Raw genomic sequence first — 25,983 nt, forward strand, 5'->3', positions numbered from 1 at the left:
CGAAGACCAACTGAAGACCAACAGACCAACCGAAGACCAACGAAGAGAAAGCATCCACGACACCGATGAGCACCGCATCCACATCATTCCTCGAACGACTCCAGAACGAAGCCCACGCCCTGATGTTCGCCGGGCAGTCCACGCCATGGACGATGGCGCTCGCCGAACTGATGGACGAGCCGACGACCGCCGCGACGCTGCGCGACGCCGCACGCCGCGCGCACGACCTGCTCGCGCCGGTCGCCGCGCAGCTGCTCGCGACAAGTGGACATGACGTCGACCTGTTCGCCTTTGACGCGAATCCGGCGACGCTCGGCGCGGCCGCGGACGCGACGGCGAGCATCGAAGGCATCGCGCTCGCCCAGCTCGGCGCGCTGCTCGACCTCGACCAGCTCGGCTACTCGCTCGCCGATGCGCGCCCGGTCGCATTGCTCGGCCACTCGCAGGGCATCCTCGCCGTGCACATGGCGCAGGCGATCGCCGACGCCGGCTCGATCGAGGCGGCGCGCCCGCGCATCGACGAGATCCTCGCGATCGCCGCGTTGATCGGCGCCGCCGGCACGCGCGAGGCACGCGCACGACGCATCGTGCGCAAGTTCGGCGAGGCGACGCCGATGCTGTCGGTCAAGGGAATCCTGCCGGCGCAGGCGGACGCGTTGATCGCACGCGTCGCCGACGCGCTCGGCCCGATCAGCGTCGCCGTCATCAACTCGGCGAACCACGTCGTCCTCTCCGGCCACCCGCAGGACCTCGCCGCATTCGCCGACGAGGCGGCGCGCGAACACCGCCGTCAGGCGCGGCTGCGCGCCGACAAGGTGCGCGGCGGCGACGTCTTTGACCCGGTGCTCGAATACCTCGAGGTGACGCTGCCGTTCCATTCGCCGCTGATGGCGCAGGCCGTCGAGACGACCGTCACATGGGCGGCCGTATGCGGCATCGACGAGGCACGCGCGCGCACGCTCGCCGAGGAGGTGCTCGTCAATCAGGTCGACTGGAACATGCAGATCGGCGAACTGCTCAAGGAACACGATCCGCGCACATTGTGGACGATCGACCTCGGGCCGGGTATGACGCTCGGCAAGCTGTGCGCGGCCGTCGCTGAAGGCACCGGCGTCGGCGTCGTCGAAGCGTCGGACGTCGCCTCGCGCGCGGCGCTCGCGACGGCCGTCGACGACCCGGCGCGCCTGCAGGACTGGACGAAGTACGCGCCGCGGCTCGTGCGCACGCCACAGGGTGAGCGTATCGAGACGGCGTTCACGCGACTGACCGGCAAGCCGCCGGTGCTGCTCGCCGGCATGACGCCGACGACCGTCGACCCCGAGATCGTCGCCGCGGCCGCGAACGCCGGATACTGGGCGGAGCTCGCCGGCGGCGGCCAGGTGACGGCCGAGGTCTTCGACCGTCATATGGCCGAACTCGGCGAACGGCTCGACGAGGGACGTACCGTCGAATTCAACGCGATGTTCATGGATCGCTATCTGTGGAACCTGCAGTTCGGCTCGTCGCGCATCGTGCCGAAGAAGCGCGCGTCCGGCGCGCCGATCGACGGCGTCGTCGTCTCCGCCGGCATCCCCGAACTCGACGAGGCGGTCGCGTTGGTCGCGTCGCTCAACGCCGACGGCTTCCCCTACGTATGCTTCAAGCCGGGCACCGTCGAGCAGATCCGCCAGGTTGTGCGCATCGCGAAGGCCGTCGTGCCGGCGAAGATCATCGTGCAGGTCGAAGGCGGCTCTGCGGGCGGCCACCACAGCTGGGAATCGCTCGACGACCTGCTGCTCGCCACCTACGCGCAGGTGCGCGGTCAGGACAACCTCGTGCTCGTCGTCGGCGGCGGCATCGGCACGCCGGAACGCGGCGCCGACTACATCACCGGCGCATGGGCGACGCGCTACGGCCGTCCGGCGATGCCCGTCGACGGCGTGCTCGTCGGCACCGCCGTCATGACGGCGAAGGAGGCGCACACCTCGCCCGAGGTCAAGCGACTGCTCGTCAAGACGCCGGGCATCACGGCGGCCGACGCCGATGCGGACGACGTGTTCGCGCCGCTCGGCGAACAGTGGGTACCGAGCGGCAAGGCCGTCGGCGGCGTGACGAGCGGCCTGAGCCATCTGCATGCCGACATCTACGAACTCGAGAACGCCTCCGCGCGCTGCGGCCGCCTGCTCGTGCACATCATGAAACACCCCGAGGAGCTCGAGTCGCGCCGCGAGGAGATCATCGAAGCACTCGACCAGACCGCGAAGCCGTACTTCGGCGACCTTGAGACGATGAGCTACGAGGATTGGGCTCGCCGATTCGCCGAACTCGCGTTCCCGTGGGCCGACGGCACCTACGCCGACCGCTACCTGCATCTGCTGCAGCGCATCGAGGCGCGCGTCATCGACCTCGAACAGGGCGCGTTCACGCCGATGTTCACGTCCCGCGCCGACGTCGAAGCCGACCCCTTCGCCGCGCTCGCCGCGCTCGTCGAAGCATATCCGGCGATGCAGGAACTCACGGTGACGCCGACCGACGAGGCGTGGTTCACCGAACTCGTGCGCGAATACCCCAAGCCGATGCCCTTCGTGCCGGCGATCGACCACGACCTGCTGCGCTGGTGGGGACAGGACCAGCTGTGGCAGTCCGAGGACCCGCGCTACCCGGCCGATTCGGTGCGCATCATCCCCGGCCCGATCTCGGTGGCCGGCATCACGACGGTCGACGAGCCGGTCGCCGACATCCTCGGCCGCTTCAACGACGCGATGACGGCGCGCGTGGCAGGCGAAACGGGTGCCGCGGATGTCGACGCGGCCGCCGCCGAGCGCTTCGCGCTGCTCGCCGGCGCCACCGATGCTGAGGACTTCATCCGCCGCAGTCCGAACCTCTCGTGGGTCGGCCACCAGAGCGCCAACCCGGCCTACGGCACCGCGCGCGGCGACAAGACCTACGAATTGATTCATCTCGGCCGCGACGAGCAGGCCGGCGTCGAACAGTTCGACCTCGACATCCATCTCGACACGTTCTGGGACGACGAACCGGACGGCGGAGTCGACAAGCACGCGGTGCGCGACATCGTCATCCCGCTCAACGTGCAGCTCGACGCAACCGGCATGATCCCGGTCGTCGACCGCGAGCGCCTGCCCGAACACGTCTACCGCATGCTCGCCGCGACGGCCGGCATCGGCAACATGGCGATCACCGGCGACGAACTGACGACGATGCCGTCGATCGAAGCCGCCGACGCCGCGACGGACGGCGTGGATGAGACGGCCGCACCCTTCGGTGTCGCGCATGCCGCATACACGCTGTCGGCGAATCTCGGTGCCGACCATGAGGCGGCCACCGGCGGGGCGCTGCCGGTCGACCTCGTGCCCGCGCCGATCGCGCCCGATGCGCTCGTCGGCCCCGCATGGCCGGCGATCTATGCGGCGCTCGGCTCGGTCAGCGTCGACGGATACCCGGTCATCGAAGGCCTGCTCAACGCCGTCCATCTCGACCATCTGATCGCGCTGGGCGTCGATGAGGAGACGCTGCTGGCGCACGTCGGAGAACAGGTGACGCTCACGAGCTGGGCAGAGCCGTACTTCGAATCGGCGTCGGGACGCGTCGTGACGATCCATGTGCGCCACACAGCCGCCGACGGCACCGTGCTCGCCGAAGAGAGCGAACGATTCGCGATCCGCGGCCGCGCCTACAGCGACGAACTGCCGGCGCCGGCCGCCGACGACGGCGGACTCGACGCCCACGTCGTCGCGACGCCGCGCCGTCTGCTGCGCCGCGTCACCGTCCGCGCGCCGCACGAGATGACGGCGTTCGCGCGCACATCGGGCGATTTCAACCCGATCCACACGTCGCGCCGCGGCGCCGCGATCAGCGGACTGTCGCAGCCGCTCGTGCACGGCATGTGGCTGTCGGCGACGGCGCAGCACGCCGTGCAGTCGCTCGACGAACGCGGCGCGCACTACGAAATCGCCGGCTGGACCTACAACATGTACGGCATGGTGCAGCTCGACGACGACGTGGAGATCAGCGTCGAACGCGTCGGACGTGTCGCGCACGCCGGCCTCGCGCTTGAGGTGACGTGCCGCATCGGTGGGCAGCTCGTCAGCCGCGCGACTGCGGTCACGCGCGCGCCGATCACCGCCTTCGTCTACCCCGGCCAGGGCATCCAGAGCCAGGGGATGGTGCTCGACGAACGTATGAAGTCGCCGGCGGCGCGCGACGTGTGGGAACGCGCCGACCGTCTCACGCGCGAACGGCTCGGGTTCTCGATCCTCGCCGTCGTGCGCGACAACCCGAAGGAGCTGACGGCGAACGGCGTCGTCTACCGCCATCCGGAAGGTCTGCTCAACCTCACGCAGTTCACGCAGGTCGCGCTCGCGACCGTCGCGTTTGCGCAGACGGCGCGTATGCAGGAGGCAGGCGCCGACATCCGCCCGTCGTACTTCGCCGGCCATTCGCTCGGCGAATACAACGCGCTGAGCTCCTTCGCGCATGTCATCCCGCTGGAGACAGTGCTCGAACTCGTCTTCCACCGCGGCTCGACGATGCATCATCTCATCGACCGCGACGCGCAGGGCCGATCGAACTACCGCATGGGCGCGCTGCGTCCGAATCAGTTCGGCGTCGACGACGCGCACGTGCGCGAATATGTGGAGTCGGTCGCGCAGGCGAGCGGCGAGTTCCTCGAAATCGTCAATTACAATCTCGCCGGCCAGCAGTACGCGGTCGCCGGCACGATCGCCGGACTCAAGGCGCTCGCCGCCGACGCCGCACGCCGCGTGGCGGAATTCGGCGGCAAGCCGGCGTTCATGCTCGTGCCGGGCATCGACGTGCCGTTCCATTCATCGCTGCTGCGCAAGGGCGTCCCCGAGTTCCGCGACAAGCTCGATGCGCTGCTGCCGGCCGAAATCGACTACCGCGGCGCGCTCGAGGGACTGTACATCCCGAACCTCGTCGCCGCGCCGTTCGCGATGACGAAGGAGTTCGCGCAGCGGATCCTCGACGTCGTGCCGAGCGAACGCATCGCCGCCGCGCTCGCCGACGACGCCGTCTGGGACTCCTACGCCGCCGACGACCAGAAACTCGGCCGACTGCTGCTCACCGAGCTGCTGTCGTGGCAGTTCGCGTCGCCGGTGCGCTGGATCGAAACGCAGGCGCTGCTGTTCGGCGCGCGCGAACAGGGCGGACTCGGCGTCGAGGAATACGTCGAAGTCGGCCTCGGCAACGCGCCGACGCTCGCGAACCTCGCCGCCAAGACGCTCCGGCTGCCGCAGTTCGCGCGCCGTCAGGTCGCTGTGTACAACGTCGGCCGCGACGAAGGCCGAGTCTACATGACCGACTCCGACCCGCTCGTCGACGACATCGATATCGAGACGACGGACGCCGCCGAGACGACGGACGACGCCGCAACGCCGGCCGCCGCGCCGGCAGCCGCTCCGATCGCCGCCGTTCCGGCCACGGGCGTCTCCGGAGCCGATGTGCCGGACCTTGCGTTCCGCGCACATGACGGCATCACGATGCTGCTCGCGTACGCCGCGAAGATCCGACCCGAGCAGATCGGCGACGACGACACGACCGACACGTTGACGAACGGCGTCTCGTCACGCCGCAACCAGCTGCTGATGGACATCAGCGCCGAACTCGGCGTCGCAAGCGTCGACGGCGCCGCCGAGGCATCGATCCGAGACCTGAGCGCGCTCGTCGACAAGGTCGCGCCGAACTACAAGGCCTTCGGTCCCGTGCTCGCCGACATCGTGCGCGACCGCGTGCGCGCGCTCTTCGGCGCGGCCGGCATCAAGCTGCCGCAGATCGACAAGCGCGTGCGCGAGACGTGGGGACTCGGCGAAGGCTGGGCGAGTCACGTCGTCGCCGAACTCGTGCTCGGCGCGCGCGACGGCGCCTCCGCGCGCGGCGGCGACCTCGCGACGCTCGCCGCGACGTCGGCGGCGAACATGAACGCCGCGAACGCGATGATCGACGCGGCCGTGCAGGCCGTCGCCGCCGCGCACGGCGTGCAGGTCGCGATGCCGAGCGCGTCCGCCGCCTCGGGCGGCGTCGTCGACTCGGCCGCATTGGACGCCTACGCGGCGTCGGTCACCGGCTCCGGCGGCGTCCTCGCCGCGACGGCCAGGTTCGTGCTCGGCCAGCTCGGCGTCGACACGCCGGCGCCGCAGCCCGGCGACGACGCCGAGAACACGGCCGTCGTCGCCGCCGTCGAGGCCGAACTCGGCTCCGACTGGCCGACGCAGGTCGCGCCGCGCTTCGATGCGCGCCAGGCGATCCTCTTCGACGACCGTTGGGCGTCGGCGCGCGAGGACCTCGCCCGCGCCTACTACAACGGCGACGCCGACGCGATCGCCGGCGACTTCACGGCGGCCGGCGACGCCGTCGCCAAGCAGGCCGCATGGTACATGGCGCACGCCGACGACGCCGCGCTCGCCGCACGCTACGCAGCGATCGCCGAGCAGGCGGCCGCCGACAAGGCCACGGCCGAACTCGACCACGACGGTCAGGTGGCCGTCGTCACCGGCGTCGCGCCGAACTCGATCGCCGCGCAGATCGTCGCCGGACTGCTCGAAGGCGGCGCGACCGTCATCGCGACGTCGCACAGCTTCAAGCCGTCCGTCAAGACATGGGCACAGCGCAGCTACCGCGAGCATGCGCGCGGCGACGCGAAACTGTGGCTCATGCCGGCGAACCTGTCGTCGTACCGCGACGTCGACGCGCTCGTCGACTGGGTCGGCCATGTGCAGAAGAAGACGAACGGTGCGACGACGACGGTGCTCAAGCCGGCCTATGAGCCGGACCTGTTCTTCCCGTTCGCGGCGCCGCCGGTGCACGGTTCGCTCGCCGACTCCGGCGCGCTCTTCGAATCGCAGGCGCGCCTGATGCTGTGGGGCGTCGAACGCGCGATCGGCGGATTCGCGGCTCTCGGCGCCGACACGGACGTGCGCCACAAACTGCACGTCGTGCTGCCAGGCTCACCGAACCGCGGCGTCTTCGGCGGCGACGGCGCATACGGCGAAGTCAAGAGCGCGTTCGACGCGATCATCAACCGCGCCCGCAGCGAACACGCATGGTCGGACCGCGTCACCTTCGCGCATCCGAAGATCGGCTGGGTGCGCGGCACCGGGCTCATGGGAGGCAACGACCCGCTCGTCGCCGTCGTCGAACGCCACGGCCTGACGACGTACTCCACCGAACAGATCGCCGCCGAACTGCTCAAGCTGACGACGGACGAGGCGCGTGAGCGGGCGGCCGTCGCGCCGCTCGACGTCGACCTGACCGGCGGCCTCGGCGCCGAGCCGATCGACATCCGCGCATTGCGCGCCGAAGCGCTCGCCGACGCCGCGCTCGACGAGGCGGAGGCGGACGCCGACGCCGACGCCATGCAGGTCAAGGCACTGCCGAGCCCGCACGTGCCGAAGCAGGCGGCGGTCAACCTCGCCGAATGGGAACGGGTGAGCGCACGGCCGGAGGATGAAATCGTCATCGTCTCGATCGGCGAACTCGGCCCGTGGGGGTCGGGACGCACGCGCGCCGAAGCCGAACTCGGCATCCACGCGGACGGCGACGTCGACCTCTCCGCCGGCGCCGTGCTCGAACTCGCGTGGAACATGGGACTGCTCAGCTGGGCGGACTCGCCCAAGCCCGGCTGGTACGACGTCGACGGCAACCTCGTGCCGGAATCGGACATCGCCGAACGCTACCACGACGAGGTCGTCGCCAAATCCGGCGTGCGCCCGTTCGCGCCCGGCATGGGCTCCGACTACCGCGACGGCACCGACGAGGAGGAGGCCGAGGTCTACCTCGACCACGACGTGAGCTTCAGCGTGCCGACGCGCGCGATCGCCGACGAATACATCGCAATGGACGCCGAGCACACGTCAATCATGCCCGACGACGACAGCGGCGAATGGATCGTGACGCGCCACGCCGGATCGATGATCCGCGTGCCGCGGCGCGCGACGATGACACGCACCGTCGGCGGCCAGTTCCCCGACGGCTTCGACCCGACGAAGTGGGGCATCCCCGCCTCGATGGTCGGCGACGTCGACCCGATCGCACTGTGGAACATCGTGACGACCGTCGACGCGTACCTGTCCGCCGGCTTCACGCCGACCGAGATCCTCACGGCCGTGCATCCGTCGATGGTCGCGAGCACGCAGGGAACCGGCTTCGGCGGCATGGCCTCGATGCGCAAGCTGTACCTCGACCGCTTCCTCGGCCACGAAATCCCGACCGACATCCTGCAGGAGGCGCTGCCGAACGTCGTCGCCGCGCACGTCATGCAAAGCTACATCGGCGGCTACGGCAACATGGTGCAGCCGGTGTCCGCATGCGCGACGGCCGCCGTCTCGCTCGAAGAAGGCGCCGACAAGATCGCGCTCGGCAAAGCCGACTTCGTCGTCACTGGCGCCATCGACGACATCGGCGTCGAATCGGTTATCGGATTCGGCAACATGAACGCGACCGCGAACTCGCAGGAGATGTACGACAAGGGCATCGAAGCGCGGTTCTTCTCACGCGCGAATGACCGCCGCCGCGGAGGCTTCGTCGAATCGCAGGGCGGCGGCACCGTGCTGCTCACTCGCGGCGACATCGCGCTGCGCCTCGGCCTTCCGGTCGCCGGCGTCATCGGCTTCGTGCACTCCTACGCCGACGGCGCACACACGTCGATCCCGGCGCCCGGCCTCGGCGCACTCGCCGCAGGGCTCGGCGGCCGCTCGTCGAAGCTCGTGCGCGACCTCGCGACGCTCGGCGTCACGCCGGACGACATCGCCGTGGTCTCGAAACACGACACGTCGACGAACGCGAACGACCCGAACGAGTCGGAACTGCACAACACGCTCGCCCACGCGATCGGACGCGAAGAAGGCAACCCGCTGTTCGTGATCTCGCAGAAATCGCTCACCGGACATGCGAAGGGCGGCGCGTGCGTGTTCCAGATCAACGGCATCACGCAGCTGTTCCGCTCCGGCGTCGTGCCGGCGAACGCGGCGCTCGAATGCGTCGACCCGAAGCTCGCGCGCGACGACTACATGGTGTGGCTGCGCCGGCCGCTCGCAATCGGTACGCGGCGGACGGTGAAGGCGGCGCTCGCGACATCGCTCGGCTTCGGTCACGTCTCCGGATTCGCGGCGATCGTGCATCCGGGCGCCTTCGAGGCGGCCGTCGAGCATACGCATGGCGCCGACGCGCTTGATGCATGGCGTGCACGTGCGAACGAGCGGCTCGCGGCCGGACGGCGCAGGCTCGAGGAAGGCATGATGGGGCGCGCGGCACTCTACGAGCCGATCGACAACCGTCGTTTCCACGAGGACGGCCACGGCTACGACGCGCATGAGGTCGAGAAGGCGATGCTGCTCGATCCGGATGCGCGACTCGGCGCGGACGGGTTCTTCGCGGCGTGCGCTCGCTGAGATTTGTGCGGGCGTTGTGTGGGGCGCGTGGGATGGCGTATGCGTAAGGCATACGGCGTTCGGCGCGCCCTGCGCGCGTTTTTGCGGAGGGTGCGCGTGTCGATTGCGTTGCGCCGTGGGGAGGACGCGGGTGCGGCGGCTATCGTGGGGATGACGGCAAACGTTGGCGTAGGGAGGTTGCGGCGATGACGATGCTCGGTGTCGGACATGATGTGGTGGACGTGCGCGCGTTCGAGGAACAGCTTGAGGCGCCCGGGTCGCATATGCGCGCGCTGTTCTCGGCGCGCGAGCTGCGGCAGGCACGGCTGCGCGCCGAGCAGAAGCACGACGGGCAGGCCGTGCACCTCGCCGGGCGGTGGGCGGCCAAGGAATCGGTCATCAAGGCGTGGTGCGAGGCGCTCGGGACGGCGACGAGCCCCTACACGCTCGACGATACGCCGTGGGCGGCCATCGAGGTGCTCAGCGAGGCCGACGGCTGCCCGCGCATCGTGCTTGGCGGCGATGTGGAAAGCCGACTGCGCAAATCGGTCGGTGCACACGTGTTCAGCGACGCCGAGCCGGAGCCGGATCTGCATTGGTTCGTGTCGATCTCTCACGACGGCGGGATCGCTTCGGCCGTCGTCATGCTCTGCGCGCAGTAGGGAGGTCGCGCGGGCTGGTCTGTGTGGGTTGTGCGGCTGCGGATTTGCGGTTGGCACGGCGTTGTGTATAATGGCACACGTTGTCCGGAACGCTGTTCCAGACGGCACGCGGATGTAGCTCAATGGTAGAGCCTCAGTCTTCCAAACTGATTACGCGGGTTCGATTCCCGTCATCCGCTCCATCAGAAAGGCCGTGGATTCCAACGAATCCGCGGCCTTTCGCATATCGTTGGCGGGGGTGAGAAGGTACAAGAGCGGTACAGGGGAGGCTGACTGCCCGTAGCGATTCCGTTGCGGGTTGGTTCGTCGATGAGGTCAACGGTTCGGGACGGAATGGAGCCTGTTAGCGGGGCGGTTCGTCGCCGTGGTCGACCGGTTGTATCGGAAACAGGCCTGCTTGCGGGTCGGTTCGTCGATGGGGGCGACGGAATGGGTCAGAACAGGGTTGGCGGGTGGTTGGTGGCGTCGAGGAAACGGATCAGATCGTCATAGTTGATCGCCATCGTCTTCGTATTCGTCAGCGGGTGCACGAGCAGACGCTTGCCGATGAGCGTGCGGTCGATGAGGACGGTCACCGCGTGGTCGGCGTCGTTGATGACGGCGAGCGGCGTGACGCTGCCAGGTTCGAGTCCAAGCGTGTCATGCAGTTGTTCGGCGTTTGCGAAACTCAGTCGCCCGCTGCGCAGGATGCGTGCGAGCTCCTTGAGATCGGCGCGTTTGCTCTCGTCGAGCATGGCGAGATAGTAGTCGTCGCGCGAGTTGCGCAACAACAGGTTCTTGACGCCGACGCCATCGATGAGCGTTTTGACGAACTGTGCGGCCTCGACCGTCGTCACCGGATCATGCTCGACCTCGTCGGTGTCGATGTGCAGGGCGGCGAGCGTGTGATACAACGTCTGCATACCGCGGATGCTACACCGCGACCTCTGACGAGACCGCTCAGCGGGTTGGTTCGTCGATGTGGCTGACGAAGTGGGACGGAAAGAGGCCGGTGAGCGGGTCGGTTCGTCGGCGTGGTCGACGGAATGGGACGTTGCGCGTCGACTGGTCGCCGTGGTCGACGGTTCAGCCTGGGACGGTAGGGCGCGGTTCGTATGCTGAAGCTGGCAGGCGTATATGCGTAACACGCGTCACACGTGCGGATCCGCGTCGGGTGCGCAACACGCGTCACGCATACGCAGCATACGCATAACAGGACGGCGCGCGTTTCGGGCGCGGGCATCGTAAGGGAGGTCACCGATGGCGGACGCCGACGAACGTGAGGTCGCGAAGCTCGAGGCCGAGCCGCGCCCGACACCCACCGAGCCGGAAAGCGGTCAGGAGATGGAGGAGAACCTCGTCTCGAAGCACCCCGAGGCCACGATCCCCGAATCGGACGTGTCACTCGCCGACATCGAACGCAGCCGCTCGCATCCGGTGCGCTGGGCATTCGGCTGCATCCTCGCACTCGCCGCGCTCGTGTTCCCGTATTGGGCCGGCCGTTCGCTCGCGGTGCGGCACACGGCGCAGATCGTGCACCGTTTCGCGAACGTCGACCCGCGCGGCATCGCGCTTGTGGCCTGGGCGGTCACCGTATTCGCGTTCGTCTCACTCGCGATGATGATCGTCGACCGACGCAAGATCCCGTGGTTCACGTCTTTCCTCGTCTTCCTGTGCGCCGAACAGTTCATTTCGGGCGTGTCGCTGCTCAGGTTCGATTTCTGGCATTCGACCTACGTCATGTACGGCGACTCCGCGCGCATCGCGAACGCCGCGAACCTCGGCATCATCGCCGCGTCGCTTGCGCTCGCCGTCTTCGCCGTCGTCTGGGTGGGGCTGCTCGTCATCATCAGGAAGGATTCGCCGCTCAACGTGCTCACGCATGTGTGGACGTCGCTGCTGCTGTGGTTCGTCTTCGAAGTGGTCGCACTGCTCATCGTGCTGTTCGGCGGCATGCTGACGATCGTCTGACCGCAATCAGTCATCCGCATAAGCAACAAACGGCCGTCCCCGCCGCACATGGCGGAGACGGCCGTTTTTTCGCACGTGCGACTGCGTGAACGCTCAGTTCAGCGCAGGCCGATGCGCTCGAGGTTCTCCTTGACGTGCGCGCAGCTCGCGTGGAACTCGGCGAGCTCGGCGTCCGACAGATCGAAGTGCATGACCTCCTCGACGCCGTCGGCGCCGACGACGCACGGCAGTGACGTGAAGAATCCCTCCTCGCCGTAGTCGCCGGTCATCAGCGTCGAGCACGGCGTGATGTAATGCTCGTTTGAGACGACGGCGCGCACGAGGCGGCATGCGGCGTCGGCGACGGCGAACTCGGTGCATTGCTTGCCGGCGTAGGTCACGTAGCCGCCGTGCCGTGCCTCCTCTTCGATTTCGCGCTCGTCGAAGCCGAAGCGTTCCGGCTGTTCCCGTCTGAGCTGGGCGAGCGGTTTGCCGCCGAAGTTCACGGCGCTCCACGCCGCGAACATGCTGCTGCCGTGCTCGCCGAGCATGTAGGCGCAGATCGAATGCTGGTCATAGCCGGTCGCGCGCGACAGCGCGTATTTGAGACGGCTTGAGTCGAGTGCGGTGCCGGTGCCGATGACGTGGCGCGGGTCGATGCCGGAGAGTTTCCAGATCTCGGTGGCGACGACGTCGCACGGATTGGCGATCGTCACCCACACACCGTCGAATCCGGCGTCGGCGATCGGCTTGATGAACTTCTTCGCCGTGTCGGTCGTGTAGAACAGTTCGCCGTCGCGATCCTTGCTCGCGAGGCTGACCTTGCCGGCCGCGTTGACGATGACGTCGCAGTCGGCGAGCCGCGCATAGTCGTCGCCGCAGTTGAAGAGGGCGACGTTGTGCGGGCAGAACGCGAGCGAGTCGCCGAGGTCCTGGACCTCCGCGGCGAGTTTGGCGCTGCGGTCCTCGTCGCCGGAGCATTGCTCCGTCATATACAGCTCGTCGGCGATGCCCTGCAGCACGAGGCTGTTCGCGACGTGCGCGCCCACATGTCCCATGCCGATGATGCCGACCTTCGTGACCGTGCCCATATCTGCTTCCTCCCTGTGTCCGCGTCTGTCCGCGCCTGTTGCGCTGTCGTTCGCCGAACATTGTGGGGCGCCGTTGTTGCGCCGCCGTTGATGAGTCGGTTCGCTTCCACGTTGGGCGAACAAAAGGGTCGCATCGTGGACGCGGGCGACTTGTGGTGCGTATGCGTACGCTGTTCGGAACGCTGGGATGGGGCGCGGCGACTCGGGGCGCGTATGCGTGCGCGGTATGGGACGCTGACGGAGCAGTGTGCGACTCGTATTGCGTATGCGTGCGCTGTGTGGGGCACATACGGCGCGCGGGTGCTCGGACACGGGGACGACACGCCGTCGCGGGGAGCCTGTATAGTTGCCGATTGGCGTGTTTCGCCCGCGGATAGAGAGCGCACCGGCATCGGGCCGGCAGCACCGCGCAGTCTACAAGGAGGATGCCGTGGCACTGACGGCTGAAGAAAAGCAGGACATCATCGCTAAGTACGCTACCCATGAAGGTGACACCGGCTCTCCGGAGGTCCAGATCGCACTGCTCACCAAGCGCATCGCCGATCTGACCGAGCACCTCAAGGAGCACAAGCACGATCACCACTCCCGTCGTGGTCTGCTGCTGATGGTCGGTGACCGTCGTCGTCTGCTTGACTATCTCAAGAACGTGGACATCAACCGCTACCGCTCGCTCATCGAGCGTCTGGGTCTGCGCCGATAATCCAAGCGTCCGCCCGAGTCCGGTCCAAGACCGGCTCGGGTTTTTTGTATGGCGCGCGTGACGGGAGCCGATGCAGGCGCGCGACGATATAGCCGGTGGCATAGAGGGATGAGCACAGGCCGGCGGTATTACAATGAGACACTGGCGGAGACCGGACCAGGAGAGGTCCGGATCCCAAAGAGGCCCGGGGGATTCGTCAGGCTGATGAATCGCGGGGCGCGTGGGACGAAACACCCGCGGACAACATAATCAATCACGGTCATCGGAAGCCATCGATGGCCCGACGAGGATGTTTGCAGAACAGTAGTAACAACAGAAAAGAAAAAGGAGGAACCCTATGGAGGGTCCCGAAATCAAGGCGGTAGAAGCCGTCATCGACAACGGTTCGTATGGCAAGCGCACGGTGCGCTTCGAAACCGGCCGTCTCGCCCAGCAGGCGGACGGCGCCGTCGCCGCGTATCTGGACGACGATTCGATGGTCCTGTCCACCACCACCGCGGGCAGCAGCCCGAAGGAGAACTACGACTTCTTCCCGCTCACCGTTGACGTTGAGGAGAAGATGTATGCCGCGGGCAAGATCCCGGGCTCGTTCTTCCGTCGCGAAGGCCGCCCGAGCTCCGAGGCGATCCTGGCGTGCCGCATCATCGACCGCCCGCTGCGCCCGTTGTTCCCGCACACGCTGCGCAACGAGGTGCAGGTCGTCGAGACGATCCTCGCGGTGAACCCGGAGGATTCGTATGACATGATCGCGCTCAACGCCGCATCGGCGTCGACGCTGATCTCCGGCCTGCCGTTCGAAGGCCCGGTCGGCGGCGTGCGCCTCGCGCTCATCGACGGCCAGTGGGTCGCGTTCCCGCGCTGGAGCGAACGCGAGCGCGCCGTCTTCGAGATCGTCGTCGCCGGCCGTGTCGTCGACAACGGCGACGTCGCGATCGCGATGATCGAGGCGGGTGCCGGCAAGAACGCATGGAACCTCATCTACGACGAGGGCCAGACGAAGCCGGACGAGGAGGTCGTCGCCGGTGGCCTCGAGGCCGCCAAGCCGTTCATCAAGGTCCTGTGCGATGCGCAGAACGAGCTCAAGAAGATCGCCGCGAAGGAGACGCGCGACTTCCCGCTCTTCCCGGAGTACACCGAGGAGCTCTACAACCGCATCGACGAGATCGCGCACGCCGACCTCGACGAGGCCCTGTCGATCGCCGAGAAGCTGCCGCGTCAGGAGCGTATCTCCGAGATCAAGCAGAAGGTCCGCGACACGCTCGCGCTTGAGTTCACCGACATGGACGACGCCGAGAAGGAAAAGGAACTCGGCAACGCGTTCAAGGAGCTGCAGCGCCAGATCGTGCGCCGCCGCATCCTCACGCAGGACTACCGCATCGACGGCCGTGGCCTGCGCGACATCCGCACGCTGTCCGCCGAAGTGGGCATTGTGCCGCGCGTGCACGGCTCGGCGCTGTTCCAGCGTGGCGAGACGCAGATCCTCGGCGTCACGACGCTCAACATGCTCAAGATGGAGCAGCAGATCGACGCGCTGAGCGGCCCGCAGACGAAGCGCTACATGCACAACTACGAGATGCCGCCGTATTCGACCGGCGAAACCGGTCGCGTCGGTTCGCCGAAGCGCCGCGAGATCGGCCACGGCGCGCTCGCCGAGAAGGCGATCGTGCCGGTGCTGCCGAGCCGAGAGGAGTTCCCCTACGCGATCCGTCAGGTCTCCGAGGCCATCGGTTCGAACGGTTCGACGTCGATGGGTTCGGTGTGTGCGAGCACGCTGTCGCTGCTTGACGCAGGCGTCCCGCTCAAGGCCCCGGTCGCGGGCATCGCAATGGGCCTCGTCTCCGGTGACGTGGACGGTCAGCACGTCTACAAGACGCTCACCGACATCCTCGGCGCCGAGGACGCCTTCGGCGACATGGACTTCAAGGTCGCCGGCACCGCCGACTTCATCACCGCGCTGCAGCTCGACACGAAGCTCGACGGCATTCCGGCCGACGTGCTCGCCGGCGCGCTCAAGCAGGCGCACGAGGCGCGCACGACGATCCTCGAGGTCATCAACGAGTGCATCGACGGCCCGGCCGAGATGAGCCCGTTCGCGCCGCGCATCATCACGACGACGGTCCCGGTCGACAAGATCGGCGAGGTCATCGGCCCGAAGGGCAAGATGATCAACCAGATTCAGGAGGACACCGGCGCCGAGATCACGATCGAGGACGACGGCACCGTCTACATCGCCTCCGAAGGCGGCGAGGCCGCGCAGAAGGCGAAGGAGATCATCGACCAGATCGCCAACCCGCACGTGCCCCAGGCCGGCGAGACCTACAACGGCAAGGTCGTCAAGACGACGAGCTTCGGCGCCTTCGTCAACCTGACGCCGGGCACTGACGGCCTGCTGCACATCTCGCAGATCCGCAACCTCGCCGACGGCGAGCGCATCGACTCGGTCGAGGATGTGCTCAAGGAGGGCGACACCGTCGAGGTCGTCGTCCAGGGCGTCGACGACCGCGGCAAGATCTCGCTCGCGATCCCGGGGTATGAGAACCAGGAGAGCAACGCCGGCGCCGCCCGCCGCGACGACCGCCGCCGCGACGACCGCGACGACCGTCCGCGCCGTCCGCGCCGCCGTGACGACGACGATCGTGACGATCGTCCGCGCCGCCGCCGCGATGACCGCGACGACCGCCGTGCCGACCGTGACTATGACGACCGTCCGCGCCGCCGCGACTATGACGACGATGACTATGACGACCGTCCGCGCCGCCGCCGTTCCGACGACCGTGACCGCGACTATGACGACCGTCCGCGCCGTTCTCGCCGCCATGACGACGATCGCGACCGCGATGATCGTCCGCGCCGCCGCCGTTCCGACGACCACAACCCGCGCTACGCCGCCGACGAGAACTACGACGAGTACCGTGCGGGACGCGAGGAGCGTCACGAGCGTCCGCGCCGCCGTGTGCGTCGCGATTTCGATCCCTTCGAGGACTGATCGATGGGCGCCGGCCGAGTCCGGCCGCTGAACGATGAGGGCCCCGCCGTCCTGATGGACGGCGGGGCCCTCATCGTTGCCGTTGCCCGCGGCGGCCCGGAATCAGAAATCCCAATCGTCGTCGTCGGTCTGCTCGGCCTTGCCCATCACATAGGAGCTGCCGGAGCCGGAGAAGAAATCGTGGTTCTCGTCGGCGTCGGGTGCGAGCGCGGCGAGGATCGCCGGGTTCACGTCGCAGATCTCGGCGGGGAACAGCGCCGGGTAGCCGAGGTTCATCAGCGCCTTGTTCGCGTTGTAGTGCAGGAACTTCTCGACGTCGTCCGCCAGACCGACCTCGTCGTACAGCGAATGCGTGTACGCGACCTCGTTCTCGTAGAGCTCGTCGAGCAGATCGTAGGTGTAGCGTTCCATTTCGGCGCGCTTCGCGTCGTCGGCCAGTTCGAGGCCCCGCTGGTACTTGTAGCCGATGTAGTAGCCGTGCACGGCCTCGTCGCGGATGATCAGACGGATCACGTCGGCCGTGTTCGTCAGCTTCGCGTGCGCCGAGAAGTACATCGGCAGATAGAAGCCCGAATAGAACAGGAACGATTCGAGCAGCGTCGAGGCGACCTTGCGCTTGAGCGGGTCGTCGCCCTCGTAATAGTCGAGCACGATTTGCGCCTTGCGCTGCAGATGCGGGTTGCGTTCGCTCCATGAGAAGGCCTCGTCGATCTGCGCCGTCGAGCACAGCGTCGAGAAGATCGACGAATAGCTTTTCGCATGCACGCTTTCCATGAACGCGATGTTCGTGTACACGGCCTCCTCGTGCGGCGTGAGCGCGTCCGGGATCAGGCTGACGGCGCCGACGGTGCCCTGGATCGTGTCGAGCAACGTGAGTCCGGTGAACACGCGCATCGTCAGCGTGCGTTCGGCATCGCTCATCGTGCGCCAATCGGGGATGTCGTTCGAGACCGGCACCTTCTCCGGCAGCCAGAAGTTGCCGGTGAGACGGTCCCAGACTTCGAGGTCCTTGTCGTCCTCGAGACGGTTCCAGTTGATTGCGGTGACGCGGTCGATGAGTGCGGTGTGCGGTGCCATGGATGCTCCTTCGGAATCGGATGGTTCGGTTGGTGTTGGTCGGATTGGTCGGATTGGTCGGATTGGTCGGATTGGTTGGATTGGTCGGATTGGTTGGGTCGGTCGCATCGGACGGATCGGCCGGTTGTGGCGTGCGCTCACAACGTGCAGCTGACGCAGCCGTCGACGGCGGTGCCTTCGAGCGCACGCTGGCGGATGCGGATGTAGTAGAGCGTCTTGATGCCTTTGCGCCACGCGTAGATCTGCGCCTGGTTGAGCTCTCGCGTCGTCGCCGTGTCCGGGAAGAACAGCGTCAGCGAGAGTCCCTGGTCGATGTGCCGCGTCGCCTCGGCATAGGTGTCGACGATTGCCTTCCAGCCGATCTCGTAGGCGTCGGCGTACAGTTCGAGGTTGTCGTTCGTCATGTACGGGGCCGGGTAGTACATGCGGCCGGTCTTGCCCTCCTTGCGTATCTCGATCTTTGCGGCGATCGGGTGGATCGAGCTCGTGGCGTGGTTGATGTACGAGATCGAGCCGGTCGGCGGCACCGCCTGCAGATACTGGTTGTAGATGCCGTCGCGCATGATCGCGCGCTGCAGCGCGCGCCAGTCGTCGGCGGTCGGAACCTCCACGCCGCAGCCGGCGAACAGCTCGGCCACACGTTCGGTGCGCGGCGCGATGTCGACCGATCCGTCGAGATACTTGTCGAAATGGTTGCCGGCGCCGGCCGGCTTCGCATAGGCGGAATCCTCGAAGCCGGCGAATGCGCGGCCGTGTTCGACGGCGAGCTCGTGTGAGGCCGTGTAGGCGTGGTAGGCGACCGTCATGAAGTACAGGTTCGTGAAGTCGAGCGCCTCCGGCGAGCCGTAGCGGATGCCTTCGCGCGCAAGGAAGCCGTGCAGGTTCATCTGCCCCAGTCCGATCGCGTGGCCTTCGTCGTTCGCGCGGCGGATCGACGGCACCGCGTCGATGCGCGTGTGTTCGGCGACGGCGGTGAGCGCGCGGATCGCCGTGCGCACTGGACGCGCGAGCCCCGCGTCCATCGCGCGCGCGATGTTGAGCGAGCCGAGGTTGCAGCTGACGTCGCGCCCGACGTGGTCGTAGGCGAGGTCCTCGCGGTAGGTGCTCGGCTCCTGCACCTGCAGGATCTCCGAGCACAGGTTGCTCATCGTGATATGGCCGGCGATCGGGTTCGCGCGGTTCGCCGTGTCCTCGAACAGGATGTACGGGTAGCCGGATTCGAACTGGATCTGCGCGAGCGTCGTGAAGAACCCGCGCGCGTCGATCTCGGTGCGCCGGATCCTCGGATTCGCGAGCAGTTCGTCGTAGTGCGCGCTGATGCCGAGGTCGGCGAACGGCACGCCGTATTCGCGTTCCACGTCGTAGGGGCTGAACAGCGCCATCGGCTCTCGCCGTTTCGCCAGTTCGAAGGTGATGTCCGGGATGACGACGCCGAGCGCGAGCGACTTGATGCGGATCTTCTCGTCGGCGTTCTCGCGTTTCGTGTCGAGGAAACGCATGATGTCCGGATGGTGGGCGTGCAGATAGACGGCGCCGGCGCCCTGCCTGGCGCCGAGCTGGTTCGCGTAGCTGAACGAGTCCTCGAGCAGCTTCATGACCGGCACGACGCCGCTCGACTGATGTTCGATGTGCTTGATCGGCGCGCCCGCCTCGCGCAGGTTGCTCAGCAGCAGCGCGACGCCTCCGCCGCGTTTGCTCAGCTGCAGCGCCGCGTTGATGCCGCGCGAGATCGATTCCATGTTGTCCTCGATGCGTACGAGGAAGCAGCTGACCGGCTCGCCGCGCTGCGCCTTACCGAGGTTGAGGAAGGTCGGCGTCGCCGGCTGGAAGCGGCCGGAGACGATCTCGTCGAGGACGTCGCGCGCGGCGTCCTCGTCACCGTCGGCGAGCGCGAGCGCGACGGCGGCGGCGCGTTGCGGGAAGTCCTCGAGGTACTCCTCGCCGTCGAAGCTCTTCAGCGCATACGAACGGTAGAACTTGAACGCGCCGAGGAAGGTCTCGAAACGGTGGCCGGCGTTCGCGGCGCGCATGTGGATCTCGTCGAGGAAGGCCGGCGTGTAGGCGGCGAAGACGGCCGGGTCGTAGTAATCGTGGGCGATCAGATAGTCAAGGCGTGCGGCGGTGCTCGCGAAGTGGCGCATGCGCGGGCGTACATGGCCGTCGAGGAAGGCGTCGACGGCCTCGTGGTCCTTGTCGAACTGGATACGGCCGTCCTCGTCGTAGAGGTTGAGCATCGCGTTGAGCGCATGGGGGTCGGCGCCCGGATCGACGATGGGGGAGTGGGTGGGCTGTGCGGTCTGTGTGGTCTGGGTCATCGGTGGTCCTGGAAACGGTTGGTCTGCAATGGTCGGGGTTATGGAGCGCGGACGGGTCAGTGCGGCAGGGCGCCGAAGAAGCGCGTCACGCCGTCGGTCACCGTCGCGACGTCGCGCGCCGTGCCCATCAGTTCGAAGCGGTACATCAGCGGGACATGGCATTTGTCGGCGATGATCGGGCCGGCGGCCGCATACGCCTCGCCGAAGTTCGTGTTGCCCGAGGCGATGACGCCGCGGATCCACGAACGGTTCGCGGGGTCGTTGAGGAAGCGCTTCACCTGGGGCGGCACGGCCTTGCGCGCGTCGCCGCCGCCGTAGGTCGGCACAATCAGGATGTACGGGGCGTCGACGTGCAGCGCGCCGTCCGCCGGCGCGAGCGGGATGCGCCGCACGTCGATGCCGCGCGATGGGAAGTCGCAGCGTTCGACGAAGCGTTCGGTGTTGCGCGACGCCGACGAGAAGTAGACGATGGTGCCGGTCATGACGCGTCGCCCTGCCGGAGGAGGCGGCGGATGCGGTCGGGACGGTAGCCGGCCCAGGAGCCGGCGTCGGTGATGACGACCGGCGCCTGCAGGAACCCGGCGTCGCGCAGCGTCTGCGCCGCGGCCGGGTCGCGCGTGATGTCGACGGTGCGGTAGTCGAGGCCGAGGCGGTCGAAGGCGCGGCGGGTCGCCGTGCATTGCGGGCATCCCGGCTTCGTGTAGATCGTGGTGGACATCGGTGCTCCTTTCGTCCGGCGGCCGTGGCCGGCGTGGTTCCGGACGGTCGTATGCGGTTGGCGGTTCGGTGCGGCGCGCTGCGCCATGCATCCCGGTCGGGCGGCATATGCGGGGCCGTCGCCGGCGGGCGTGGCGCCGCTGCCCGAACAACGATACATGGTGTTTCTGGTGGTTGTTAAACACTAGATGTAGTGGTTGCGGATGTGAGGAAGGCCACAGTATCCGCATGTCGGCAGACGTCCGTATGGGTCGCGTCGGCGACGTGCGGACGACGGCGACGGCAGAGGCTGTGACGTTGTTCACAGGACATGCCGCCGACGGGCGCGCCGCCGCGCCGTCGGCGGACGGGATACGCCCGCCGGGCGCGTCGGGTGGGACGCCCCGGACGTGCGGGCGTGCCCACGGATCTGGGATGCGGGCCGGCATTGTTGGCTGACCGTGCGATAATCGGGACAATACCGGGACGGCGGACGGCGATGCATGAAGCCGTCACACCCTCAGCCAATCAAGGAGAACCGCTTATGAACGGCCCCATCATCGCGTTGATCGTCATCCTGGCGGTCATCCTCGTGCTCGTGGTCTGGTTCGTCACGACCTACAACTCGCTCGTGCAGCTGCGCAACCGCGTGACGAACGGCTGGGCGCAGGTCGACGTGCTGCTCAAGAAACGCGCCGACCTCATCCCGAACATCGTCGAAACGGTCAAGGGATACGCCGGGCACGAGAACGCCGTGCTCACGCAGGTCACGCAGGCGCGCGCCAACGCCGTGAGCGCCGCGAGCCAGCCGAACGCGTCGCTCGCGACCCGCATCAACGCCGAGAACCAGCTGTCGCGCGCGATGTTCAACCTCCGCGCCGTCGTCGAGGCCTACCCCGACCTCAAGGCGAACGTCAACTTCATGGATCTGCAGCGGCAGCTCGCGCAGATCGAGGAGCAAATCGCCTACGGACGCCAGTTCTACAACGACGTCGTGCTCAAGTACAACAACAAGATCCAGACGATCCCGTCGAACATCGTCGCCGGCATGTGCCACTTCGTCGAAGCCGCGTACTTCAACGTCGACGACGCCGACCGCCAGGTGCCGCAGGTGAACTTCGCGCAGCCGCAGCAGCCGCCGACGGCGCAGCCGGGCATGCCGATGCCTTCGCCGGCGCCGACCCAGCCGACGCAGCCGGGCATGCCGGCGCAGCCGCAGCCGACGATGCCGACCCAGCCGGTGCAACAGCCGCCGGCGAACAACGGATATCCGCAGTATCCGACCGCGGACGGCTCGCAGACGGGCGGCTATCCGCAGTACTGACAGGACAATCCGGTCCGCATCTTCGGGGCGGTGGCAGCGTGCACGATGCGCGCCGCCACCGCCCCGTCGTTTTCGGATCCGTATGGCGCACATGAGAGGAGAATGGGGCGCGGACATCGAGCCGGGAGGGACGCGGCGGGAGGCCAAAGGGGCAAAATCGCACGGCGTGCGAGGGTATCTGCGCTGAGGAGGAGCATTTTCTCGGATAGGCACCGGTATTCGGTCCGGCAGCATGCGATTTCCGGCGCGGATACCCGGGGTGGGCGAAGAAAATGCTCCTCCTCAGCGCGGATACGGTGGGGGACGCCGTGTCGGGAGCTTCTTACGGGCCACCGGCGCGACCTGGCAAAGGCCTGACGGCGCGACGGGTCGACGGCCATCATGCCGGCGACGGAGCCGATTTTGAGAAAAGCGAGCGGGCGAGGCGCGACGGCCGGGATAATCGAAGGAATCGGAGGAAAACTCACGTGCAGGGAGAATCATGAAGAAACGTGTATGGCTTTCGATGCTGAGCTCGGTGATCTGGACCGTCGTCATCTGCGCGCTCGTGTTCGGCATCGGATTCCTGATCGCGAAGGAGTCGGATTCGTCCGACCTCGAATACAACTCGCTCGACTACGACGTGCAGGTGCTCGACGACGGCGACCTGCGCATCAGGCAGATCGTCGACGTGCGACTGCACGAACGCGAGGACTCGGACGACGACGTGATCCCGTGGAAGCAGCTGTACCAGACCTACACGCTCAAGGCGTCGCAGCTGACGAACATCACCGACGTCAGCGTGAAGAACCTCGACACCGGCGAGGAGTACGCGCAGACCGAACCGAAGAACCCGAAATACCTGTCGACGAGCGCATGGAACCGGGAATATGCGAGGCACTGGTACATCGCCGACGTAACCTCCGGCGCGTCGTCGCCCAAGGCCTACGATCCTGCCGTGGACGGCCTCGAATCGCGCACGCGCGCGCAGATGGGGCTTGACGAGCAGGCCACGATGGCCTCGAAGACGACGGACGCCGACAGCGACGCCGACGCCGACGAAAGCCCCGAACGGCCGCGCGACAAGGACATCGAAATCGGCTGGAACATCCCGGCGACGAACGCGGCGAAAAGCATGCGCTTCGAGATCGCGATGACGTGGGAGGGCGTCGCGACCGAGTACAACGACGTCACGAAGTTCCAATGGGAGCCCTTCGGCCCGGAGAACATGGTGCCGATCGGCGTCGTACGCGGCACGGTGACCTTCCCGAAGGGCACCGGTGAACGCGATTCGTGGGCATGGCTGCACTACGCGGGCAACTCGCTCACGAAGCGCGTCCCCGGCGGCCTCGAATTCACCGCCTACAACGTGCGCTCCAGGCAGCACCTCGACCTCGTCGCGATGATGACGAACGCGCACGTCGCCGGCGTCGAACGCCACGTCGACGGCGACGCGAAGCAGTGGACGATCGACGACGAGACGCGTCAGGAGCGCGCATGGCACGACCAGCAGCACCGCCGCGCCGTCATCCGGCTGTGCATCTGGATCGCCGTCGCGATCACCGTCGTGCTGCTGAGCTTCTTCGGCATCCGCGCGGCGCTGCGCTCGCGGCGCGCCGCACGTCTGACAAGCGACATCGACTACTGGCGCGATGTGCCGGCGATGACGCCGGGCGCGGCCGCCGTGCTGTGGACGAAGATCGGCCGCGCGCCGGCCGCGACGCGCACGTCGCGCGAGATGGCGGCGACGATGATGTCGCTGATCGACAAGAAGTACATCGCCGTGTATCCGGGGGAGGCGAAACGCTACGCCGGCATCGACCTGAGCCGCGTCACCTCCGCCGACGTCGCGCGGCTGATCGCGTCGGGCGAGACGAATCCGAAGAAGCTCGGCAAGACGAGCACGATCGTGCTGCTGCCGCGCGTGTTCGGCACGACGGTCGTCGACGGCGGCGGCGCGGCGCCTGAACTGTGCCGCTCGGAGCAGCGGCTGTTGAGCATCCTGCGCGAGGCGTACGAACGGCTGCACACGCCGGTGTTCGACATCAAACAGATGAACAAGGCGTTCCGCCAGTGGGAGGACGGTCATCTGTCGGTCGAGCTGTTCACCGACGCCTGCGATGACGAATGCGCCGCGCTCGGCGCGACGCAGCACGCGTCGCCGGCCGCCGTCACGCTCGGCATCTTCGACATCCTCGTCGGCGTGCTCGCCGGCATCTACTTCATGGCGTCCGACGGCAACGTGCTGCTCACCTGCTGTCTGAGCCTGCCCGCCGTCTTCTGCGGCTTGTTCGCATGCATCGCGAACAAGGACTTCCGCATCACCGAATCCGGGCAGCGCACGATCGGCGAACTCGTCGGCTTCGACCGCTACCTCGAGGACTTCAGCGAGTTCTCCGACCGTGAGGTGCTCGATGTGATGCTGTGGGGCCGGTATCTCGTGTACGCGGCCGCGCTCGGCGTGTCGCGTAAGGTGCTGCAGCAGCTCGCCGCCGCCTATCCGCAGGTCAACGACGCCGCATGGCTCGACGACAACGCAGCCGCCTCCGGCGTGCTGTTCTGGTCGGCCAGGCCGAGCACGATCGTCGGCGCGTCGCTCGGTTCGGCGCTCGCCGGCGGCAGCTTCGGCGCGTTCTCCGGCGGCTTCGTCGACTTCGGCACACAGCTGAGTTCGGGCATGGCGTCGGTGCAGTCGACGATCTCGGCGGCGGCGCCGTCGTCCTCGTCGTCGGGCGGTTCCGGCGGCTCGTTCTCCGGCGGCGGGTTCGGCGGCTCGTCGGGCGGTTCCGGCGGCGGCTCCTTCGGCGGCCGTTGACGGTTCGGCGGCGCATATGCGGCGGCCGGCGCAGGCGACACGACGGCGCAACGGCATAGTCGACATGGCGGGGGACACGGATGACCAAACGGACGAAGAACATCGTGCTGGCGAGCGTGCTGCTCGCGGCGCCTGGCGTGCTGCTCGTGCTCGCCGTCGCCGTGCGCGGGCAGCCGTTCGCGCCGCTGTCGTACAACGAGACGTCCTACGACATCGAGGTGCTCGACAACGGCAACACGCGCGTGACGATGACGCTCGACTACCGGCTGGGCAGACGCGACTCGTCAAAGTCATGGAAGCAGTTGCACCGCACGATTCCGCTGTCCGCATCCGGCGTGACGAACGTCGCCGTCGAACAGGTGCGCAATCTGAGCACCGGCGAGACGTACCGGCAGGGCGACCCGGTGGACGCGAGCCTGTACGATGACGGCGGCTGGGACATCCGGCACGCGCGGCAGTGGTACATCGCGACGCAGGGCGACATGCTGCGCCCATACGATCCGCACACCAACGGCATCCGCGCTGGCTCATCGCAGTCGATCGTGAAGAACGTCGAGATCGGCTGGAACATCCCGCCGACGAAGACGGCGAAGAGCATGCGCTTCGAGGTAACGATGACGCTCGCCGGCATGGTCACCGCCTGCCCGGGCAACGACGTCTTCAACTGGCAGCCGGTCGACGAGACGAATGAGTCGCCGATCCGCAGGTTCTCGGCGACGGTGCGCTTCCCGCAGGCCGCCGACGAGGCGAACTCGACGATGTGGGTGCACTACGACGGCACGTCGACGACGGCGTACCGCGACGGCATGTTCACGTTCGGCATCGACGACGTGCGCGCGCGATCATACGTCCAGCTGACGGCGATGCTGCCGGAGGGCGGCGTGGCACGGCCGGCGTGGACGGACACGGTGAGCGGACGGCAGCTCAACGACGAGGAACGGCAACGCGAGGCGCGATGGCGGTACGAGCAGCAGTCGTCGGCGCGCGGACTGCTCGTCGTCAGCGGCCTGCTGCTGCTCATCGCCG

General features: G+C 67.4%; 12 protein-coding genes, 1 tRNA gene and 2 pseudogenes. 9 read left to right on the top strand and 6 right to left on the bottom strand.

Annotation, left to right across the window (positions count from 1 at the left end; all coding sequences use genetic code 11):
* Positions 1-65 precede the first annotated feature (65 nt).
* The 3 genes from BcFMB_RS04010 to BcFMB_RS04020 all read left to right on the top strand — a co-directional run bounded on the left by BcFMB_RS04010 (position 66) and on the right by BcFMB_RS04020 (position 10,227).
* Complete coding sequence (locus tag BcFMB_RS04010) at positions 66-9,404, top strand: type I polyketide synthase (protein WP_099721118.1); 9,339 nt, start codon at positions 66-68, stop codon at positions 9,402-9,404.
* A gap of 191 nt (positions 9,405-9,595) precedes the next feature.
* Complete coding sequence (locus BcFMB_RS04015; protein WP_024541036.1) at positions 9,596-10,045, top strand: holo-ACP synthase; 450 nt, start codon at positions 9,596-9,598, stop codon at positions 10,043-10,045.
* Positions 10,046-10,153: 108 nt separating this feature from the next.
* Positions 10,154-10,227: transfer RNA gene (locus BcFMB_RS04020), tRNA-Gly, on the top strand.
* Between the two features lie 252 nt (positions 10,228-10,479).
* On the opposite strand, the gene BcFMB_RS04025 is transcribed toward BcFMB_RS04020, so the two are convergent.
* A complete protein-coding gene (locus tag BcFMB_RS04025; RefSeq protein WP_026645532.1) occupies positions 10,480-10,947 on the bottom strand; it encodes a prolyl-tRNA synthetase associated domain-containing protein in 468 nt (155 codons plus the stop codon).
* A gap of 337 nt (positions 10,948-11,284) precedes the next feature.
* Between BcFMB_RS04025 and BcFMB_RS04030 the strand changes: the two genes are divergently transcribed.
* Positions 11,285-11,995 (top strand): hypothetical protein, encoded by a 711-nt coding sequence (locus tag BcFMB_RS04030; protein ID WP_024541034.1) that lies wholly within the window; start codon positions 11,285-11,287, stop codon positions 11,993-11,995.
* A gap of 98 nt (positions 11,996-12,093) precedes the next feature.
* Here the strand turns inward: BcFMB_RS04030 and BcFMB_RS04035 are convergent, their stop codons facing one another.
* Positions 12,094-13,065, bottom strand: coding sequence for a lactate/malate family dehydrogenase (locus tag BcFMB_RS04035; protein WP_024541033.1), 972 nt, complete (start codon positions 13,063-13,065; stop codon positions 12,094-12,096).
* Between the two features lie 430 nt (positions 13,066-13,495).
* On the opposite strand from BcFMB_RS04035, the gene rpsO reads away from it, so the two are divergent.
* The gene (gene rpsO / locus BcFMB_RS04040) at positions 13,496-13,765 is read left to right on the top strand and encodes a 30S ribosomal protein S15 (RefSeq protein ID WP_024541032.1); all 270 of its coding nucleotides are present in this window, start codon (positions 13,496-13,498) and stop codon (positions 13,763-13,765) included.
* Between the two features lie 337 nt (positions 13,766-14,102).
* Positions 14,103-16,751 carry a polyribonucleotide nucleotidyltransferase gene (locus BcFMB_RS04045; protein WP_099721119.1) on the top strand — a complete coding sequence of 883 codons (2,649 nt, stop codon included), beginning with the start codon at positions 14,103-14,105 and terminating at the stop codon, positions 16,749-16,751.
* Between the two features lie 102 nt (positions 16,752-16,853).
* Here BcFMB_RS04045 and nrdF read toward each other — a convergent pair whose 3' ends face one another.
* The 4 genes from nrdF to BcFMB_RS04070 form a co-directional block, all read right to left on the bottom strand.
* On the bottom strand, positions 16,854-17,828 hold the full coding sequence (gene nrdF / locus BcFMB_RS04050) for a class 1b ribonucleoside-diphosphate reductase subunit beta (RefSeq protein WP_024541030.1): 975 nt from the start codon (positions 17,826-17,828) through the stop codon (positions 16,854-16,856).
* Positions 17,829-17,965: 137 nt separating this feature from the next.
* Positions 17,966-20,143, bottom strand: a complete 2,178-nt coding sequence (gene nrdE, locus BcFMB_RS04060) for a class 1b ribonucleoside-diphosphate reductase subunit alpha (protein WP_099721120.1) — start codon at positions 20,141-20,143, stop codon at positions 17,966-17,968.
* A gap of 56 nt (positions 20,144-20,199) precedes the next feature.
* A complete protein-coding gene (gene nrdI, locus BcFMB_RS04065; RefSeq protein WP_099721121.1) occupies positions 20,200-20,625 on the bottom strand; it encodes a class Ib ribonucleoside-diphosphate reductase assembly flavoprotein NrdI in 426 nt (141 codons plus the stop codon).
* The gene (locus BcFMB_RS04070) at positions 20,622-20,861 is read right to left on the bottom strand and encodes a glutaredoxin domain-containing protein (RefSeq protein ID WP_099721122.1); all 240 of its coding nucleotides are present in this window, start codon (positions 20,859-20,861) and stop codon (positions 20,622-20,624) included. The genes nrdI and BcFMB_RS04070 overlap by 4 nt, the downstream gene beginning before the upstream one ends.
* Before the next feature lie 522 nt (positions 20,862-21,383).
* On the opposite strand from BcFMB_RS04070, the pseudogene BcFMB_RS04075 reads away from it, so the two are divergent.
* The 3 genes and pseudogenes from BcFMB_RS04075 to BcFMB_RS09985 form a co-directional block, all read left to right on the top strand.
* Positions 21,384-21,959: pseudogene (locus tag BcFMB_RS04075) on the top strand (LemA family protein); the annotation flags it as partial.
* A 685-nt stretch (positions 21,960-22,644) separates the two neighbouring features.
* Positions 22,645-24,957: a DUF2207 domain-containing protein gene (locus tag BcFMB_RS04080; protein ID WP_099721124.1), complete on the top strand. Its 2,313-nt coding sequence runs from the start codon at positions 22,645-22,647 to the stop codon at positions 24,955-24,957.
* 80 nt (positions 24,958-25,037) lie between these two features.
* Positions 25,038-25,808 (top strand): annotated as a pseudogene (locus BcFMB_RS09985) (DUF2207 domain-containing protein); the annotation flags it as partial.
* Positions 25,809-25,983 lie beyond the last annotated feature (175 nt).

This window comes from Bifidobacterium choerinum (assembly GCF_002761235.1).
Taxonomy (GTDB): domain Bacteria; phylum Actinomycetota; class Actinomycetes; order Actinomycetales; family Bifidobacteriaceae; genus Bifidobacterium; species Bifidobacterium choerinum.

Bases quoted from the DNA above. Each gene is read 5' to 3' on its own strand.
- BcFMB_RS04010 (WP_099721118.1), top strand. From the start codon at position 66: ATGAGCACCGCATCCACATCATTCCTCGAACGACTCCAGAACGAAGCC.
- BcFMB_RS04015 (WP_024541036.1), top strand. From the start codon at position 9,596: ATGCTCGGTGTCGGACATGATGTGGTGGACGTGCGCGCGTTCGAGGAA.
- BcFMB_RS04025 (WP_026645532.1), bottom strand. From the start codon at position 10,947: ATGCAGACGTTGTATCACACGCTCGCCGCCCTGCACATCGACACCGAC.
- BcFMB_RS04030 (WP_024541034.1), top strand. From the start codon at position 11,285: ATGGCGGACGCCGACGAACGTGAGGTCGCGAAGCTCGAGGCCGAGCCG.
- BcFMB_RS04035 (WP_024541033.1), bottom strand. From the start codon at position 13,065: ATGGGCACGGTCACGAAGGTCGGCATCATCGGCATGGGACATGTGGGC.
- BcFMB_RS04045 (WP_099721119.1), top strand. From the start codon at position 14,103: ATGGAGGGTCCCGAAATCAAGGCGGTAGAAGCCGTCATCGACAACGGT.
- nrdF (WP_024541030.1), bottom strand. From the start codon at position 17,828: ATGGCACCGCACACCGCACTCATCGACCGCGTCACCGCAATCAACTGG.
- nrdE (WP_099721120.1), bottom strand. From the start codon at position 20,143: ATGACCCAGACCACACAGACCGCACAGCCCACCCACTCCCCCATCGTC.
- nrdI (WP_099721121.1), bottom strand. From the start codon at position 20,625: ATGACCGGCACCATCGTCTACTTCTCGTCGGCGTCGCGCAACACCGAA.
- BcFMB_RS04070 (WP_099721122.1), bottom strand. From the start codon at position 20,861: ATGTCCACCACGATCTACACGAAGCCGGGATGCCCGCAATGCACGGCG.
- BcFMB_RS04080 (WP_099721124.1), top strand. From the start codon at position 22,645: ATGAAGAAACGTGTATGGCTTTCGATGCTGAGCTCGGTGATCTGGACC.